Source organism: Flavobacterium psychrolimnae (genome assembly GCF_003312425.1).
GTDB lineage: Bacteria > Bacteroidota > Bacteroidia > Flavobacteriales > Flavobacteriaceae > Flavobacterium > Flavobacterium psychrolimnae.
The window spans coordinates 156,751-172,355 of sequence record NZ_QNUX01000004.1 but is presented as its reverse complement, the minus strand read 5'-3'; the positions used below and the strand labels follow the sequence as shown (position 1 = coordinate 172,355).

The following is a 15,605-nucleotide window of genomic DNA, read 5'->3' as shown; positions in this document are numbered from 1 at the left end:
CGAAGGTGGAATTAAAAATAGTCACAGAATAAAACAACCACAACAGAATTGGATTTTGTTGTGGTTTTTTATCACTACTATTGCGGGCACATAGTCAAAGACATTTACTTAGCTCAACCAAGAACTATTGCAAGCTTTTAAGAGCGGGCTAAACTTAAAATAGAACAATTGGTAGTTCATGTTGACGGCTACCATCTTTAGCGCTTGATTCAAATAAAACAAGGGTTAATTTAGAATTCTCTCTTTTTTTCTCAACAGTAATTGTAAAGTCAAAGTTGCCCCAGTCGGGCGCTCCCGCATCAGTTGTCTGAAAGCCCGTCTTTAATTCGTCGTGTCCGTCTTCAATAATCCAGTTGAAATTTGCCTCAAAGATTTGCCCTTTTCCGCGTACTCGAAATTTATTTTCGTCTATACGTTCCACAGTTACTTCTTTGAAACGTGTATTAGAATATTGCTTAGGCAAAAGAATTTCTGGCTTTTCAGCCTTTACTATTTTGGTCGCTTCAGGAATCGTTACTAAAGTGTCATTCACAATAGTAGTGCGCTGATTTTCCTTCTTATTGCATGCGAATAATAATATTATCGATAATAAAATTGTCCATTTCATAATTATATTTTTTATTTTTTTGCTCATTGTTATGGGCGCAAAGTCAGAGAAGTTTGAGTAGCATATCAAGAATTATTGTATACTTCGAAGAGCGGGATTATAAATGCGCAATCACGGTTTAGAGTCTACAATCCGGCGAACTCTGTCCCGAAAAGGCCGACTGCAAGTTCTATCCAAATAAGGAGAAGCGCTACCATAATAACTCCACAAAGAATTATTCGATGATTGGTTTTTTTTATCTTTCTCATGACAAACTCACAGACAAGGCCAGTGCCGAGCAATAAGACAGCAGCAACCACAAAATCGGACAGGGTCCAGTTTACTTCATTTGTGAACTGTATTGCTACTAAAGGGATTAGCAATAAAAAAACTACTGTGAGAATGATGCCAATACCTCTTTTGTTTTCCATAATCATAATTTGCAGTTTTATATATTAATTTGGTTGTGCATAATCCGAAAGTGAAACTTTCAATCGTTTAAGTTACAAAAATAAACCCACAACAAAATCAAAATTTTGTTGTGGGTCTAATCCTGAATATTATTAATGTTTGTTACTGCAAACTGCGACTGAACACTGAATACTAATTCTATCCTTCTATCTTTGCTGAAAGCTCAAACCAGCGTTCTTCTTTCTCTTCAATTTTATTGATGATGTTTCTCAGTTCGTTAGCTTTCTTTTCAATGTCAGCCTCTGCAATTTTCCCATCTGAGAATAATTGCTCAATAGCTACTTTCTGAATCTCTAAATCCTTGATTTCTCGTTCTGTTTTCTGGAATTCTTTTTGCTCGTTGAACGTCAGGTTTCCAGTTGGATTGTTTTGTTTCCAGTCTTTCTTTTCCGCTTTGTTTTCTTCTTTTTGAGCCACATCAGTACTGTCTTCGTAAGCTCTAAAATCAGAATAGTTTCCAGGGAAATCTTCCACCACACCATCACCTCTAAAAATAAATAAGTGATCCACAATTTTATCCATAAAATACCTGTCGTGAGAAACCACTAAAAGGCAACCCGGATAATCCAAAAGGAAGCTTTCTAAAACATTAAGCGTTACAATATCTAAATCATTGGTTGGCTCATCCAGAATCAAGAAATTCGGATTCTGAATCAAAACGGTACACAAGTACAAACGTTTCAATTCTCCACCACTCAATCGGTCCACAAAATCATATTGTTTTTTAGAATCAAATAAGAAACGCTCTAACAATTGCGAAGCCGAAATCAATTTTCCTTTCATCAACGGAATGAATTCTCCGTATTCCTTAATTACATCAATTACGCGCTGACCCGGTTTTGGGTTGATTCCGCTTTGTGTGTAGTAACCCACTTTTATTGTTTCACCAATCACTACTTTTCCACCATCAAGTGGCAAAGTTCCGGTCAATAAATTCAAGAAAGTCGATTTTCCTGTTCCGTTTTTTCCAATGATTCCAATACGTTCACCACGTTGAAAATCAAAACTGAAATTATCCATGATCACATGATCCTTGAATTTCTTGGAAATTTTGTGAAGCTCGATAATCTTGCTTCCCATGCGTTCCATATTAATTTCAAGCTCTACTTTATTTTCGCGACGGCGACTTTGTGCTTTTTCCTTGATTTCATAAAAATCATCCTGACGCGATTTCGATTTGGTCGTTCTAGCTTTCGGCTGACGGCGCATCCATTCCAGTTCTTTCACAAAAAGATTCTGTGCTTTATCCACACTCGAATTTTCGGATGCGATGCGTTCCTCTTTTTTCTCTAAATAATAGGAGTAATTTCCTTTGTATTGGTATAATTTTCCGTTGTCCAGTTCGATGATTTCATTACAAACACGCTCCAAGAAGAAACGGTCGTGCGTCACCATAAACAACGTAATATTTTCTTTAGCAAAATAGCTTTCCAGCCATTCAATCATCTCTAAATCCAAATGATTCGTAGGTTCATCCAGAATTAATAAATCAGGACGATTAATCAAAATGATAGCAAGTGACAATCTTTTTTTCTGTCCACCTGAAAGATTTTTCACTTTCAATTTGAAATTTTCCAATTTCAGTTTGAATAAAATTTGCTTATACTGCGTTTCAAAATCCCATGCATTGTGCTGATCCATTCCGTCAAAAGCTTTTTGGTAGGCTTCTTCGTCTTCCGGATTTTCTAATGCTTTTTCATAGGCTTCAATCACTTTCAGCGTTTCATTATCCGACGCGAAAATGCTTTCTTCAATCGTTAACTCCTCCTTCAAGTTATTATTTTGCGAAAGGAAAGCCATTTTGATGCCTTTTCTCAATACAACTTGTCCGGTATCCGATTCTTCAAGACCATTAATGATACTCATAATAGTCGTTTTTCCAGAACCATTTTTGGCTATGAAGGCAATTTTTTGATCTTTATTAATTCCAAACGAGATGTCTTTAAACAACGTACGTTCACCAAAAGATTTCGAGATATTTTCTACAGAAAGGTAATTCACAAGGCTAAATTTTTTGCAAAAGTAAGCTATTAAATACCGATTTGCCAATAGTTTAGTTGAATCTAAGGTATCATTAACAATTTTTATTTCAGATAATTACCTAGAAACGCACTTAAATCAAAGTGATGCAACTTTTGGGAGACCGTAATAATTGGTTTTCTGGAGAAATTTTCATTGGTTAAATAATAGTGAAGTCCATCCTGAGTAGTGATGCCTTCCACCTGATGCAAAGGCATGGAAATATTGATTTTTCTCTTATTTCCAGAAAAGAAAACGGAACCACTATAATCGTAAAACAGATACATAAAAGGTGATAAAAACCTGCTGTAGGCAGCCAAAACTAGCAGCTTTTTTCCGGGTAGAAACGTTGCTGAGGTTACTAATCCATCCACGTTGTAGGATTCTTTGAGTTGAGCAATATGTTTTCCGGGGATCTTCGGAATTTGATATACGCTGGTTTTTCTCTCTTTCCATTGTTTTGTAAACAAGTAAATATTTTCTCCCGAAACAATAAATGCCTCACAATCAAAATTCGTTGCATTCACTTTATTGTTCTTGAAATCCTTTTGATTGGAATACGAAAACGAAAGGGTATCAATTTTTTGTTTCTCTGTGTTAAGCGATTTTTTTTCAATTCTTAAAATCTGCAAATCTTTCCTGTTTCCAGTACGATTGTTTCCAAAATCGCCAATATAAAAATAGTCGTTGTCTTGCGAAATTTCCTCCCAGTCGGTATTGGTGACATTTTTTAGCTGGATTTTATTTTGAATGACACCTTTTGCATTCATGCCATAAAGAACCGTTTCCGTATTGTCATTACTAGTCCATAACAGCGAATCACTATGTATTAAGCTGGACGTTTCTTTTAAAAGCGCATTCAGCTTAACGGAATATTTTGGTTTTATTTTTACCGAAACATACGCACAACTTCCGTCATTAATAGTTGCGGCAGGATTGTAATTTTTAGAAAGTGGATCGGTGCAACCTGAAATTTGAGCTTGTGAAGTACAAATGGTAAACAAGAGGACTAATAAGAATATCTTTTTCAATGAATTATTTCTTGGGATTCGTGATTAGTCGGCAAAAGTACTGAATTCTTAACGTAAAAATCAGAATTTAAATTGTTATGAGAGTTCGAGTTACCTTTATTTGCCGATTGCGTTTGCGCTTTCGTTTGTGATCTTTGTTAGTTCTTCTCAAAGTATTTTTACGGTAAACTAAGTTGACTCAGCACGCATGAAAACATAAGTTTACTGAGGTAATTGAGGCTAAGGTGTAGGAAGTGTTTGTGTTTTTAATATTCTGAAAAAAACGTATATTTGAGTGGTTGAAAAATTTGTATTATGAAAACGGAGACTTTAAAAATCAATATCACACAAAGAATCTTAAATATTAATGACAATAAGATTCTTAGCAAAATAGCAAAACTTCTTGATGAAGAGAACGTTATTGGTTATGACGCAGAAGGAAATCCTATTTCTGAAAAAGAATATGCTAAAGATATTCATGAGGCTCTGCATCAATTGAGCGAAGGGAATTTAGAAACCTACTCAAGTGAAGAAGTCAGAAAAAAAATTCTAGGTCAATGAAGGTTCTTTGGAATAAAAAAGCATCAAATGAATTAGAAGCTATTTATAAGTACATTAAAAAAGAAAGTCCTCAAAATGCTATTTTAGTATTTAATGAAATTTATGATTTGGCAAATTCTCTGCCGAATTTTCCCTATAAATTTCCGGTTGAACCAATAATTAATATAGAAAAAGTTAGATTTGCAGCCATTTGGAGTTTTAAAATTGTTTACTCAATAGAGAAAGAAAGTATTGTGATTTTAAGAGTTTTCAATACGAAACAAAATCCCAAAAAATTAAAAAAATAAGCTTTGCAATTATCTGTCATCATTCTCAATTACAACGTTCGCTATTTTCTGGAGCAATGTGTTTTAAGTGTTGAAAACGCTTTAAAAACCATTGACGGAGAAATAATTGTAATTGATAATAATTCTTCTGACTACAGTTGTGCCATGATGAAGCAACGTTTTCCAAACGTCAAACTCATTCAAAACAATGAAAATTTAGGTTTCCCAAAAGGGAATAACATTGGCGTAGCCCAAGCGCAAGGAGAATATATTTGCATTCTGAATCCAGATACGGTTGTCGCCGAAGATACGTTTACAAAAGTATTGGCTTTCGCCCAAAAACAATCGGATTTAGGGGTCTTGGGTTGTAAACTCATTGATGGAGCCGGGAATTTTCTACCAGAAAGCAAACGTGGTATTCCAACGCCTTGGGTCGCATTTACAAAGGTTACGGGTTTGTATAAAATAGTTCCAAAATTTAGAATATTCGGTAAATATTATGCGCAGCATTTAAACGAAAATCAAACTGGAAAAGTAGACATTCTCGTTGGTGCTTTTATGTTCTTAAAAAGGGATTTGTATCTTGAAGTTGGCGGATTTGACGAAGATTGTTTCATGTATTCCGATGATATCGATTTGTCATATCGCATTTTGCAAAAAGGAAAATCCAATTTTTATTTCCATGAAACGACCGTAATTCACTATAAAGGAGAAAGTACCGTTAAGGACGAAACGTATATGAAGCGGTTTCAGGAAGCAATGAATTTCTTTTACAAAAAGCATTTTCGTGTTTCCGCGTTATTCTCGATTTTTATGAAGGCTGGAATCGTGTTTTTTTCTTTGGTAAAAATGTTTCAAGGGAAATCTGTAATAAAAACAGTTCCAAAATCATATCTGCTGTACTCGACGAACGAAAAATTAGCAGAAAAACTGCGTCTTGTTTTGCAAAATAAAGTCCGGTTTCACGATTTAAAAACAGAAAAAATGGTAATTTCGTCTTCTGTTAAAAACAAAAAAGCAGTGGAAATTATTTTAGATAACGAATTCATTTCTTTTCAAGAATGTATCGCAATTCTCGAATCGTCAAGGAATAAAGGGATTACCTTTAAAATTATACCTAAAACCGCTAATTTTTTAATAGGAAGTAACAATAGTAACGAGAGAGGTGAGATTATAAAAATAGAGTAAAAAATTACATTTAATGTAATTTATATTTGAAATATTTAGTAATTTCGCAAACTGAAAATCAATATCACCTTTTAGGTTAACAATATGGCAAGATTTGAATTAAAACTTCCAAAAATGGGAGAAAGCGTTGCGGAAGCAACCATTACAAACTGGTTAAAAGAAGTTGGAGACAAAATTGAAGCGGACGAAGCCGTACTTGAAATTGCTACTGATAAAGTAGACAGTGAAGTGCCAAGTGAAGTTTCGGGGATTTTAGTGGAACAATTGTTCAGTAAAGATGATTTGGTTCAGGTTGGTCAGACCATCGCAATTATTGAAACTGAAGGTGGAGAATTGGTGTCAATTGTAAAAGAAGCAGTTGCTCCTGAGGTTATTGCTGAAGTGGTAAAAACAGTGGATGCTGCCAAAGAAAGTGTTGCGGCTCCGGTAGATTTCTCTGATTCTGAAAAATTTTTATCGCCTTTAGTTAAAAATATTGCTAAAGAAGAAGGAGTTTCTGTAGCTGAATTAGCATCAATTTCAGGAACAGGAAAAGAAGGAAGAGTAACTAAAAATGATATTTTAGACTACGTAAAAAATAGAGCAAGCCAACCTGTAGTTGCGGCTCCGGTGGCAGCAGTTCAAAAACCAGTGGCAGCTCCAGTTGTACAAAAAGCGGCTCCGGTATCTGTAAGTGGTGGTGATGAAATTATTGAAATGGATAGAATGCGCAAGCTAATTGCGGGTTACATGGTCGCTTCAGTACAAACTTCGGCTCACGTACAATCATTTATTGAAGTCGATGTGACGAATATTGTGAAATGGAGAGAGAAAAATAAAAATACTTTCGAAAAAAGAGAAGGTGAAAAATTGACGTATACGCCAATTTTCATGGAAGCGGTTGCGAAAGCGCTGAAAGATTATCCTGGAATGAACATTTCTGTTGATGGGGATTATATAATCAAAAAGAAAAATATCAACCTTGGAATGGCGGCTTCGTTACCAAATGGAAATTTGATTGTTCCCGTTATTAAAAACGCGGATCAATTGAATTTAGTAGGAATGGCCAAAGCGGTAAACGATTTAGGTGGTCGCGCAAAAGCGGGGAAACTAAAACCGGATGACACGCAAGGCGGAACCTATACGGTTACCAATGTAGGGACTTTTGGAAGTGTTTTTGGTACGCCAATTTTAAATCAGCCGCAAGTGGGAATTTTAGCCCTTGGAGCAATCCGTAAAATGCCGGCCGTAATTGAAACTCCAGAAGGAGATTTTATTGGGATTCGTCAGAAAATGTTCTTGTCGCACAGCTATGACCATAGAGTTGTTGATGGCGCGTTAGGAGGCAGTTTTGTAAAAAGAGTCGCTGAATACTTAGAAGCTTTTGATGTAAACAGAGATGTTTAAAATTATATAATTACAATATAAACCCGATTGATTTTCAAAAATCAATCGGGTTTTCTTTTTTTGAGGTTTTATGGAACTTTAAACGTTGAACTTTAAACGAAATTAAACCCAAATTTCTATATTTGTATCCACACAAAATATAAAAATGGAACTTAAACTCAATAAACCAATTTGCTTTTTCGATCTTGAAACCACAGGAATTGACATCGGTAAAGATAGAATTGTAGAAATCTCAATATTCAAAGTTTTTCCAAACGGAAACAAAGAAAGCAAAACCTGGTTGGTGAATCCTACGATTCCAATTCCCGCTCAAACTACTGCTGTTCATGGCATAACCGATGAAAAAGTAGCAAATGAACCTACTTTTAATGAATTAGCGACGCAAGTTTACAATATGATTAAGGACAGTGATTTGGCTGGATTTAATTCGGATCGTTTTGATATTCCGTTATTGGCCGAAGAAATGTTACGTGCCGGCGTAGATTTTGATATGAAAAACAGAGTTTCAGTTGATGTGCAAACTGTTTTTCATAAAATGGAAGAGCGAACTTTAAGCGCGGCACATAAGTTTTACTGCGGAAAAACGCTTGAAAATGCACATTCTGCAGAAGCTGATACGATGGCGACTTATGAAATTTTGAAAGCGCAACTGGACCGTTATCCGGAACTGGAAAACGACATGAAATCATTATCAGAGTTTACAACTCGAAAAAAAATAGCTGATTTTGCAGGAATGATTGCTTTTGACAAAGACAATGAAGAAATTTTTACTTTTGGAAAGCATAAAGGAGTGAAGGTGGACAAAATTCTGGAAACAGAACCTGGTTATTTCAGTTGGATTCAAAACGCTGATTTTCCGTTGTATACCAAGAAAGTTTTGACGGCCATTAAACTTCGAAAGCTGAATAATAAATTAAGCTAATTTTTGAATCTTTCAATCATTAAATTTTTGAATTAATTAAGAAATGAAAATAATCTGCATCGGTAGAAATTATACCAATCACATAGAGGAATTGCATAACGAAAGACCAACGGAACCTGTGGTTTTCATGAAACCGGATTCGGCTGTATTGTTGAAACAACATCCGTTTGTAATCCCGGAATTCTCGGAAGATGTACACCACGAAATTGAGATTATTGTCAAGATAAGCAAAGTGGGTAAATACATTGAGCCTAAATTTGCGCATAAATATTATGACGAAATTAGTGTCGGAATCGATTTTACCGCTCGTGATTTACAAGATAAATTAAAAGCAAAAGGGCTGCCTTGGGAAAAAGCAAAAGCATTTGACGGCTCGGCGGTTATAGGTGAATTTTTGCCAAAAAATCAATTTAGTTCACTAGAAAATATTACTTTTGAATTAACCAACAATAATAAGACGGTTCAAATAAGTAATTCTAGTTTTATGCTGTGGAAAATTGACGAGCTTATTTCGTATGTTTCTCAGTTTTTTACGTTAAAAATTGGCGATATTATTTTTACCGGAACCCCAGAAGGTGTCGCTGCGGTAAAGCCGGATGACGTTTTAGAAGGATTTTTAGAAGGACAACAACTATTTAGAATACAAGTAAAATAATGGCTATAAATTACAACCTTTCAAAAGTGTACGCACTTTCAGACAACGATCCGGAATTTGTAAATGAAATTCTGACTTTATTCGTTACCGAAGTTCCAGATGATTTGCTGCAAATCAAAGAAGGAATAAAAAAGAAAGACCACAAGCATGCTTATGCTTATGCACATAAGATAAAACCAACGCTTGATTTAATGGGATTAAATGTGGCTTTTGAAGAGATTCTTCAAGTCGAAGCATGGACCAAAGCCGAAGGTAAAAAGAAAGACATCAAAGAAACTTTTAAGAGCGTAAAAAACCAAGTTAACGACGCTATCAAAGAAATCAAAAAAGATTTCGATTTGTAATATTGTGGCGTGACCCGCTGAAAAAGTGGGTCGGGCTATCCGTTACAAACGAAGTTCACTGAACTCCTATGAAAATAATTGTTAGGTGAAGTAATCTCTCTCGTTAAAAAACGAGAGAGGATTTTCACTACTATCCCTCACGCAAAAAAAAACTGAATGTGCTATTTTACACACTTCTCTTTTAAAATTGCAATCCCATAAAAAATATCGCAAAAAAATGAAAGCAACCATAGTTACCATTGGTGACGAAATTTTAATAGGTCAAATTGTCGATACGAATTCTGGTTTTATTGCCAAATCATTAGATAAAATTGGTGTTGAAATCAACGAAATGATTTCGATTAGTGATGATAAAAAACACATTTTAGATACGTTTGCATCGCTTCAAAACAAAGTCGATTTGGTTATTATAACAGGTGGTTTAGGACCAACTAAAGATGATGTTACCAAGAAGACGTTCTGCGATTATTTTGAAGACGAGTTAGTGATTGATGAAGCAGTCGAAAAGCACGTAATTGAGCTTATAGAGCGCGTGATGAATAGAACGGCATCCCAAATTAATAAAGATCAGGCACTGGTTCCTTCAAAATGTACGGTACTTCACAATCAGGTGGGTACGGCGCCAGGAATGTGGATGAAAAAGGAAAATACTGTTTATATTTCACTTCCGGGAGTTCCTTATGAAATGAAATATTTGGTAGAAAATGAAATCATTCCAAAAGTTGTTCGAGAATACAAACGCCCTTACATTATCCATAAAACAATTCTGACGTATGGACAGGGCGAAAGTCTGGTGGCGGAACGAATTGAAGATTGGGAAAACAATCTTCCTGAATTCATAAAATTAGCTTATTTACCAAGTCCCGGGAGAGTTCGTTTACGGCTTTCAGCACGAGGTACCGATAAGGAAAAATTAGAAGCGGCTATTGATGAAAATGTAGCTTCTCTTGATGTACTTATTCATGACATAATTGTTGGTTTTGATGATGACGAAACGATTGAAGTAGTAGTTGGAAAAATGCTTACAAAGCAAAATAAAACCATTTCCACTGCCGAGAGTTGTACGGGAGGAAAGATTGCAGAAGTTTTAACATCCGTATCAGGAGCTTCGGGATATTTTAAAGGCAGTGTAGTTTCGTACGGAACCGAAGTAAAAATTAATGTTTTAGGAGTTCCCAAAAGTCTTATAGACGAATATTCTGTGGTGAGTAGAGAGGTAGTTTCGGCAATGGCTTTGAGCGTGCAAAAGATGATGAAAACGGATTATGCAATTGCGACAACGGGAAATGCCGGACCGACAAAAGGAGACTCAAACGCGGAAATAGGGACTGTTTTTATCGCATTGGCTACGCCAAATGAAATAATTGTTGAAGAATTTAATTTTGGGCAACCCCGTGAAAAAGTGATAGATAGAGCGGTAATTAAAAGTTTAGAACTATTACAGAAAGAAATTTTAAAAAATGTACGATAATATTGTTGGTTAATAGGTTTATTTTTCTTTTCTTTGCACCCTGATTTTGAATAACGATAAAAGATAAGTATAATGTCAAGAGTTTGTGACCTTACAGGTAAAAGAGCGATGGTAGGAAATAACGTTTCTCACGCTATGAACAAAACTAAGAGAAAATTTTCTGTAAACTTAGTTAAAAAGCGTTTTTATCTTCCAGAAGAAGATAGATGGATTACTCTAAGAGTAGCTGCATCTACGATAAAAACAATTAATAAAAATGGAATCGCTGCAGTTTTGAAAAAAGCGCAGTCAGAAGGATTTATTAAATAATCCCTTCCAAAATAAAAAAATAGCAAGATGGCAAAGAAAGGTAATAGAATCCAGGTAATTTTAGAATGTACTGAGCACAAGACTACTGGTGTTGCAGGAACTTCAAGATACATTACAACAAAGAACAAAAAAAATACACCAGACAGATTAGAGATTAAAAAATTTAATCCAATCTTGAAACGTGTAACTGTTCACAAAGAAATTAAGTAATAATTAGAGATTTTGATAAAAATCTCAAATGTTCTACATTTGAAAATTTTATTTAAATTTTAATAACATTTGAATCATGGCAAAGAAAACCGTAGCATCGTTACAAACAGCTTCTAAGAGATTGTCAAAAGCCATCAAAATGGTGAAATCTCCAAAAACAGGTGCATATACATTCGTAGAATCTATTATGACACCGGAATCAGTTGACGAATTCTTGAAAAAGAAATAATCAACATTCATATTATATAGAAAAGCTACTTTCATTCGGAAGTAGCTTTTTTATTTTCTATATTTACCGTTAGAAAACGTATTGGTTCTTTGGACTTAAATACTTCATTCTTAATACTATTTATACAATGAGTTTTTTCAAAAGAATATTTTCATCAGAGAAAAAAGAAACATTAGACAAAGGTCTTGAAAAATCAAAAACAAATTTCTTTTCGAAGTTAACCAAAGCAGTTGCCGGAAAGTCAAAAGTGGATGATGAGGTTTTAGATAATTTAGAGGAAATCCTAGTTGCCTCAGATGTTGGTGTAAATACAACATTAAAAATAATCACCAGAATCGAAAATCGTGTTGCTTCAGATAAATACTTAGGTATAGAGGAGCTTAATCAAATTCTTAGAGAAGAGATTGCTGCTTTATTATCAGAGACAAATACTGGAGAAGCCAGTGAATTTGTAATTCCAATTCAGACCAAACCTTATGTTTTGATGGTCGTTGGGGTAAACGGTGTCGGAAAAACTACTACCATTGGTAAATTAGCGTATCAATTTAAAAAACAAGGCTATAATGTGGTTCTTGGTGCAGCCGATACTTTTCGTGCCGCAGCCATAGATCAGTTGCAAATATGGGCGGATAGAGTAGGCGTTCCTATTGTTCGTCAAGAAATGGGAAGTGATCCGGCTTCGGTGGCTTTTGATACCTTGCAATCAGCTGTGGCGCAAAATGCCGATATTGTTATTATTGATACGGCAGGTCGTTTGCATAATAAGATTAATTTAATGAATGAATTGACCAAAGTAAAACGAGTAATGCAAAAAGTCGTTGGTGATGCACCACATGATGTATTATTAGTTTTGGACGGCTCAACCGGTCAGAATGCTTTTGAACAAGCGAAACAATTTACAGCGGCTACTGAAGTTACTTGTTTGGCTGTTACTAAGCTTGACGGAACTGCAAAAGGTGGTGTTGTCATTGGAATCTCCGATCAATTTCAAATTCCTGTAAAATATATAGGTGTAGGCGAAGGAATTGAAGATCTTCAGGTTTTTAATAAATATGAGTTTGTAGATAGTTTTTTTAAATAATAATTAGAATGGATTTCTCTTCATTAAAAAATACACCTCCGATGTATCTTTATTTAGTAAGCATCATTTCATTTATATTGGCAAATCTTGTCCGAGATAAAAGTCTTGGTTTTTATTATTTTTTATTGATAATGGGTTTGGTTTCCTTTGTTTTGGGTTTTATGAAAAGTTTGAAAAGCAAGTAGATTTATTGATATAATGCACTGATTTTTTGCCATAAAACTTCATCAAAATCGGATAAGGCAAACGTTGGATTGTCTGGATTTGCAACATCGCCCATTCGGATAACGACCATTTTTTTGCTTGGAATAATATAAATTTTTTGATCGTTTTTCCCTAATGCCATATACATATCGGCTGGTGCTGTTGGTATTAAACTACCGTTAAACAGGAGTTGGCTTTGTGGCAAATGATAATTTGATTTTCCGTTTAGCCACCATAAATAGCCGTATCCCAGATTTATATTTTGTGAAGTATTTGTAGCTTCATTTAAATAATTCTCATTCACTATCGTGTTACTTTCCCATTTTCCTTTGTTGTAGATTAACAAACCAAAGCGTGCCATGGAGCGAGTATTACTTCCATAAACAGAATTATTGCCTAATTGAAACCACGCGCCATCCATTCCTATTTTATCTTTCAATTTGGTATTGAAATAGGAATTCCAGGTTTGACCGCTGGCTTGCGCAATCACATCCTGTAATTTTACATATACATTATGATACGCCCAACGCGTTCCTGCATCGGCTTTGAATTTTAGGCTTGCTGGATCAACACCATCTGTACTGTCATCTAATCCGGAAGTCATGTTGAGTAGGTGTTTGTTTGTAATCAAGTTTTCTTTGGCTAAAGGCAAACTTGTCCAGCCGGTTCCTATGTATTGCGAAACTTTATTGTTGATGTTGATTAGGTTTTCTTGTTGTGCAATTCCTATTACAGTTGAAGTTAGCGTTTTTCCGGCACTTGCCCAATACCAAAAAGCATTAGCGTCATGACCATTGAAATAATTTTCCATTACGATTCTGCCGTTAACAAGAATGATGAAGGATTTTGAATTTTTGAGTTCTAAATAATCTAATAGCGGTTGAACAGCGGTTTGTTTCCAACCTAAACTTGCTATAGATTTTGTTTCCCAAGTTGTACCAGTTAAAGGTGGAAAATAGAGTGTTTCAGTTGTGGGATTAGGAGTTGGCTCAGGAGTGTCGGAACTGCAGCTACTACAAAATAATAATAAGATGAGCAGACTACAGATTATTTTTGACATTTTACTACTGATTTATTTCTAATTCCTTTAAGACCAAAAATATAGAAAATAGTTTAATGTGTTTCCACTATTTTTGTTTTCTTTGAATTTAATAAGAGTAACTTTGTAATTAGAGCAAACTTGATTTAACTCAAATTCCCTAGCCCTGATTGCAGCGTAAATCCTTTTTAGACGCTTTTTCAGCGGATAAAAAGATTGAAGCGAAAAGCAGGAAACAGCTCCTAAAAATAATAATTATATGAAAAAGACAGTTAGCATTCTATTTTTTGCATTCCTTTTTGTGGGGTGTCAGCAAAAGGTAAAGCCAGAAGACATTTCTAAAATAAATGGATATTGGGAAGTGGAGAAGGTTGTTTTTGATTCCATAAAGGATAAGGAATACGGGATGAATGAAGTGTATGATTATTTTGAAATAAAGAATAATAAAGGGATTCGGAAGAAAGTGATGCCGCAATTAGACGGAACTTTTTTAGTGAATGATACGTATGAAAACGTAACGGTTCGATTTGCGGATGACAAAGTTTTTTTAGACTATTCTACGCCTTACATGAAGTGGAGTGAGGAGTTAATTGCTGTGTCAGCGGAAGAATTAGTGCTGTTGAACAAGGAAAAAACAGAATATCATTACAAGAAAGCAACACCAATAAATTTACTGGGCGATGGCAAAACGACTAAATAATCAAAGTACGATAGGGGATGTTTTGAAACAGATTATCCAAGTGAATAAACTGCAACCCGGAATGGATCAAATTGACGTGAAAGATGCGTGGAAAAACCTAATGGGTAATGGCGTGAACAGCTATACGAATAATGTAGTTTTGAAAGGAAGTACGTTGTATGTAGAGTTGACTTCGTCTGTTTTGCGTGAAGAATTAAGTCACGGAAAGTCTAAAATTGTGGCTATGATTAATGAGGAATTAAGACGTGATGTGGTGAAAGATGTGGTTTTGCGTTAGACTTCTTAGATAGTTAGATTTTTAGAATAGATTAGATATTTTCGATTGTTAGATATTAAGATTTAAAAAAAAAAATGATATTTTAAAAGAGCTAAAAATTACATTAAAAGTAAAACCCGCTTCATTGAAGCGGGTTTTACTTTTAAAGAATCTAAGTAGTCTAAAAATCTGACTATCTAAGAAACTATAATTAGAACTGCTCTCTTCCAGCAAAATGGAAAGCACCTTCGATAGCTGCATTTTCATCGCTATCAGAACCATGAACTGCATTTTCTCCAATAGAAGTTGCGTATGCTTTGCGGATCGTTCCTTCAGCAGCTTCAGCTGGGTTTGTAGCACCAATTAAAGTTCTGAAATCTTCAACAGCATTATCTTTTTCTAAAATAGCAGCAACAATTGGTCCTCTTGACATGAATTCAACTAATTCACCGTAGAAAGGTCTTGCAGCGTGAACTTCGTAAAAAGCTTGTGCATCAGCAACAGTTAATTGTGTTAATTTCAAAGAAACGATTTTGAAACCTGCATTTGTAATCATTGCAAGTATGTTTCCGATGTGTCCGTTAGCAACAGCATCAGGCTTAATCATTGTAAATGTTCTATTAGTAGCCATCTTTTATTTTTTAAATTTTGTGCAAAAATAGTTTTTTTTTATTGATTATTTTTACAAATTAGGCATT

Annotated in this window: 20 protein-coding genes; 14 read left to right on the top strand and 6 right to left on the bottom strand. The window is 34.9% G+C overall.

All coding sequences use genetic code 11. From position 1 onward, the window contains the following. Window positions 1-154: 154 nt before the first annotated feature. The 4 genes from DR980_RS06110 to DR980_RS06095 all read right to left on the bottom strand — a co-directional run bounded on the left by DR980_RS06110 (window position 155) and on the right by DR980_RS06095 (window position 4,107). Window positions 155-607: a Gmad2 immunoglobulin-like domain-containing protein gene (locus tag DR980_RS06110; protein ID WP_167400542.1), complete on the bottom strand. Its 453-nt coding sequence runs from the start codon at window positions 605-607 to the stop codon at window positions 155-157. 125 nt (window positions 608-732) lie between these two features. Further along, window positions 733-1,023, bottom strand: coding sequence for a hypothetical protein (locus tag DR980_RS06105; protein WP_113634365.1), 291 nt, complete (start codon window positions 1,021-1,023; stop codon window positions 733-735). Window positions 1,024-1,195: 172 nt separating this feature from the next. Then, the gene (locus DR980_RS06100; protein ID WP_113634364.1) at window positions 1,196-3,058 is read right to left on the bottom strand and encodes an ABC-F family ATP-binding cassette domain-containing protein; all 1,863 of its coding nucleotides are present in this window, start codon (window positions 3,056-3,058) and stop codon (window positions 1,196-1,198) included. Between the two features lie 83 nt (window positions 3,059-3,141). Next, entirely contained in the window at window positions 3,142-4,107 is a 966-nt protein-coding gene (locus DR980_RS06095; protein ID WP_244199262.1) for a T9SS C-terminal target domain-containing protein, read from the bottom strand. A gap of 294 nt (window positions 4,108-4,401) precedes the next feature. Here DR980_RS06095 and DR980_RS06090 point away from each other — a divergent pair, with 294 nt between their 5' ends. The 12 genes from DR980_RS06090 to ftsY all read left to right on the top strand — a co-directional run bounded on the left by DR980_RS06090 (window position 4,402) and on the right by ftsY (window position 12,708). Next, on the top strand, window positions 4,402-4,647 hold the full coding sequence (locus DR980_RS06090; RefSeq protein WP_113634363.1) for a hypothetical protein: 246 nt from the start codon (window positions 4,402-4,404) through the stop codon (window positions 4,645-4,647). Next, entirely contained in the window at window positions 4,644-4,934 is a 291-nt protein-coding gene (locus DR980_RS06085; RefSeq protein WP_113634362.1) for a type II toxin-antitoxin system RelE/ParE family toxin, read from the top strand. Before DR980_RS06090 ends, DR980_RS06085 begins: the two co-directional genes overlap by 4 nt. A 3-nt stretch (window positions 4,935-4,937) precedes the next feature. Continuing rightward, window positions 4,938-6,101: a glycosyltransferase family 2 protein gene (locus DR980_RS06080; RefSeq protein ID WP_113634361.1), complete on the top strand. Its 1,164-nt coding sequence runs from the start codon at window positions 4,938-4,940 to the stop codon at window positions 6,099-6,101. 84 nt (window positions 6,102-6,185) lie between these two features. Further along, window positions 6,186-7,487, top strand: coding sequence for a dihydrolipoamide acetyltransferase family protein (locus tag DR980_RS06075; RefSeq protein WP_113634360.1), 1,302 nt, complete (start codon window positions 6,186-6,188; stop codon window positions 7,485-7,487). 145 nt (window positions 7,488-7,632) lie between these two features. Further along, window positions 7,633-8,409: a 3'-5' exonuclease gene (locus tag DR980_RS06070; protein WP_113634359.1), complete on the top strand. Its 777-nt coding sequence runs from the start codon at window positions 7,633-7,635 to the stop codon at window positions 8,407-8,409. Between the two features lie 43 nt (window positions 8,410-8,452). After that, the gene (locus tag DR980_RS06065; RefSeq protein ID WP_113634358.1) at window positions 8,453-9,064 is read left to right on the top strand and encodes a fumarylacetoacetate hydrolase family protein; all 612 of its coding nucleotides are present in this window, start codon (window positions 8,453-8,455) and stop codon (window positions 9,062-9,064) included. After that, window positions 9,064-9,408, top strand: a complete 345-nt coding sequence (locus tag DR980_RS06060; protein WP_113634357.1) for an Hpt domain-containing protein — start codon at window positions 9,064-9,066, stop codon at window positions 9,406-9,408. The genes DR980_RS06065 and DR980_RS06060 overlap by 1 nt, the downstream gene beginning before the upstream one ends. A gap of 217 nt (window positions 9,409-9,625) precedes the next feature. Next, window positions 9,626-10,879 carry a CinA family nicotinamide mononucleotide deamidase-related protein gene (locus DR980_RS06055; protein ID WP_113634356.1) on the top strand — a complete coding sequence of 418 codons (1,254 nt, stop codon included), beginning with the start codon at window positions 9,626-9,628 and terminating at the stop codon, window positions 10,877-10,879. A 72-nt stretch (window positions 10,880-10,951) separates the two neighbouring features. Then, entirely contained in the window at window positions 10,952-11,188 is a 237-nt protein-coding gene (rpmB, locus tag DR980_RS06050) for a 50S ribosomal protein L28 (RefSeq protein ID WP_024980263.1), read from the top strand. A 27-nt stretch (window positions 11,189-11,215) separates the two neighbouring features. Continuing rightward, on the top strand, window positions 11,216-11,398 hold the full coding sequence (rpmG, locus tag DR980_RS06045; protein WP_007805817.1) for a 50S ribosomal protein L33: 183 nt from the start codon (window positions 11,216-11,218) through the stop codon (window positions 11,396-11,398). Between the two features lie 76 nt (window positions 11,399-11,474). Beyond that, entirely contained in the window at window positions 11,475-11,627 is a 153-nt protein-coding gene (locus tag DR980_RS06040; RefSeq protein WP_072987107.1) for a DUF4295 domain-containing protein, read from the top strand. 127 nt (window positions 11,628-11,754) lie between these two features. Beyond that, a complete protein-coding gene (ftsY, locus tag DR980_RS06035; RefSeq protein ID WP_113634355.1) occupies window positions 11,755-12,708 on the top strand; it encodes a signal recognition particle-docking protein FtsY in 954 nt (317 codons plus the stop codon). Between the two features lie 187 nt (window positions 12,709-12,895). Here ftsY and DR980_RS06030 read toward each other — a convergent pair whose 3' ends face one another. Beyond that, on the bottom strand, window positions 12,896-13,972 hold the full coding sequence (locus DR980_RS06030; RefSeq protein ID WP_113634354.1) for a serine hydrolase domain-containing protein: 1,077 nt from the start codon (window positions 13,970-13,972) through the stop codon (window positions 12,896-12,898). A 238-nt stretch (window positions 13,973-14,210) separates the two neighbouring features. Between DR980_RS06030 and DR980_RS06025 the strand changes: the two genes are divergently transcribed. Together DR980_RS06025 and DR980_RS06020 are read left to right on the top strand one after the other, a co-directional pair. Beyond that, complete coding sequence (locus DR980_RS06025; protein ID WP_113634353.1) at window positions 14,211-14,651, top strand: hypothetical protein; 441 nt, start codon at window positions 14,211-14,213, stop codon at window positions 14,649-14,651. After that, on the top strand, window positions 14,632-14,928 hold the full coding sequence (locus DR980_RS06020; protein ID WP_073355171.1) for a DUF721 domain-containing protein: 297 nt from the start codon (window positions 14,632-14,634) through the stop codon (window positions 14,926-14,928). The genes DR980_RS06025 and DR980_RS06020 overlap by 20 nt, the downstream gene beginning before the upstream one ends. A 190-nt stretch (window positions 14,929-15,118) precedes the next feature. Here the strand turns inward: DR980_RS06020 and DR980_RS06015 are convergent, their stop codons facing one another. After that, entirely contained in the window at window positions 15,119-15,538 is a 420-nt protein-coding gene (locus DR980_RS06015; protein WP_113634352.1) for a nucleoside-diphosphate kinase, read from the bottom strand. Window positions 15,539-15,605 lie beyond the last annotated feature (67 nt).

Coding starts and splice junctions, on each gene's coding strand:
- DR980_RS06040 (WP_072987107.1), top strand. CDS start 11,475: ATGGCAAAGAAAACCGTAGCATCGTTACAAACAGCTTCTAAGAGATTG.
- DR980_RS06110 (WP_167400542.1), bottom strand. CDS start 607: ATGAAATGGACAATTTTATTATCGATAATATTATTATTCGCATGCAAT.
- DR980_RS06065 (WP_113634358.1), top strand. CDS start 8,453: ATGAAAATAATCTGCATCGGTAGAAATTATACCAATCACATAGAGGAA.
- ftsY (WP_113634355.1), top strand. CDS start 11,755: ATGAGTTTTTTCAAAAGAATATTTTCATCAGAGAAAAAAGAAACATTA.
- rpmG (WP_007805817.1), top strand. CDS start 11,216: ATGGCAAAGAAAGGTAATAGAATCCAGGTAATTTTAGAATGTACTGAG.
- DR980_RS06030 (WP_113634354.1), bottom strand. CDS start 13,972: ATGTCAAAAATAATCTGTAGTCTGCTCATCTTATTATTATTTTGTAGT.
- DR980_RS06055 (WP_113634356.1), top strand. CDS start 9,626: ATGAAAGCAACCATAGTTACCATTGGTGACGAAATTTTAATAGGTCAA.
- DR980_RS06075 (WP_113634360.1), top strand. CDS start 6,186: ATGGCAAGATTTGAATTAAAACTTCCAAAAATGGGAGAAAGCGTTGCG.
- rpmB (WP_024980263.1), top strand. CDS start 10,952: ATGTCAAGAGTTTGTGACCTTACAGGTAAAAGAGCGATGGTAGGAAAT.
- DR980_RS06105 (WP_113634365.1), bottom strand. CDS start 1,023: ATGATTATGGAAAACAAAAGAGGTATTGGCATCATTCTCACAGTAGTT.
- DR980_RS06090 (WP_113634363.1), top strand. CDS start 4,402: ATGAAAACGGAGACTTTAAAAATCAATATCACACAAAGAATCTTAAAT.
- DR980_RS06060 (WP_113634357.1), top strand. CDS start 9,064: ATGGCTATAAATTACAACCTTTCAAAAGTGTACGCACTTTCAGACAAC.
- DR980_RS06020 (WP_073355171.1), top strand. CDS start 14,632: ATGGCAAAACGACTAAATAATCAAAGTACGATAGGGGATGTTTTGAAA.
- DR980_RS06025 (WP_113634353.1), top strand. CDS start 14,211: ATGAAAAAGACAGTTAGCATTCTATTTTTTGCATTCCTTTTTGTGGGG.
- DR980_RS06085 (WP_113634362.1), top strand. CDS start 4,644: ATGAAGGTTCTTTGGAATAAAAAAGCATCAAATGAATTAGAAGCTATT.
- DR980_RS06015 (WP_113634352.1), bottom strand. CDS start 15,538: ATGGCTACTAATAGAACATTTACAATGATTAAGCCTGATGCTGTTGCT.
- DR980_RS06070 (WP_113634359.1), top strand. CDS start 7,633: ATGGAACTTAAACTCAATAAACCAATTTGCTTTTTCGATCTTGAAACC.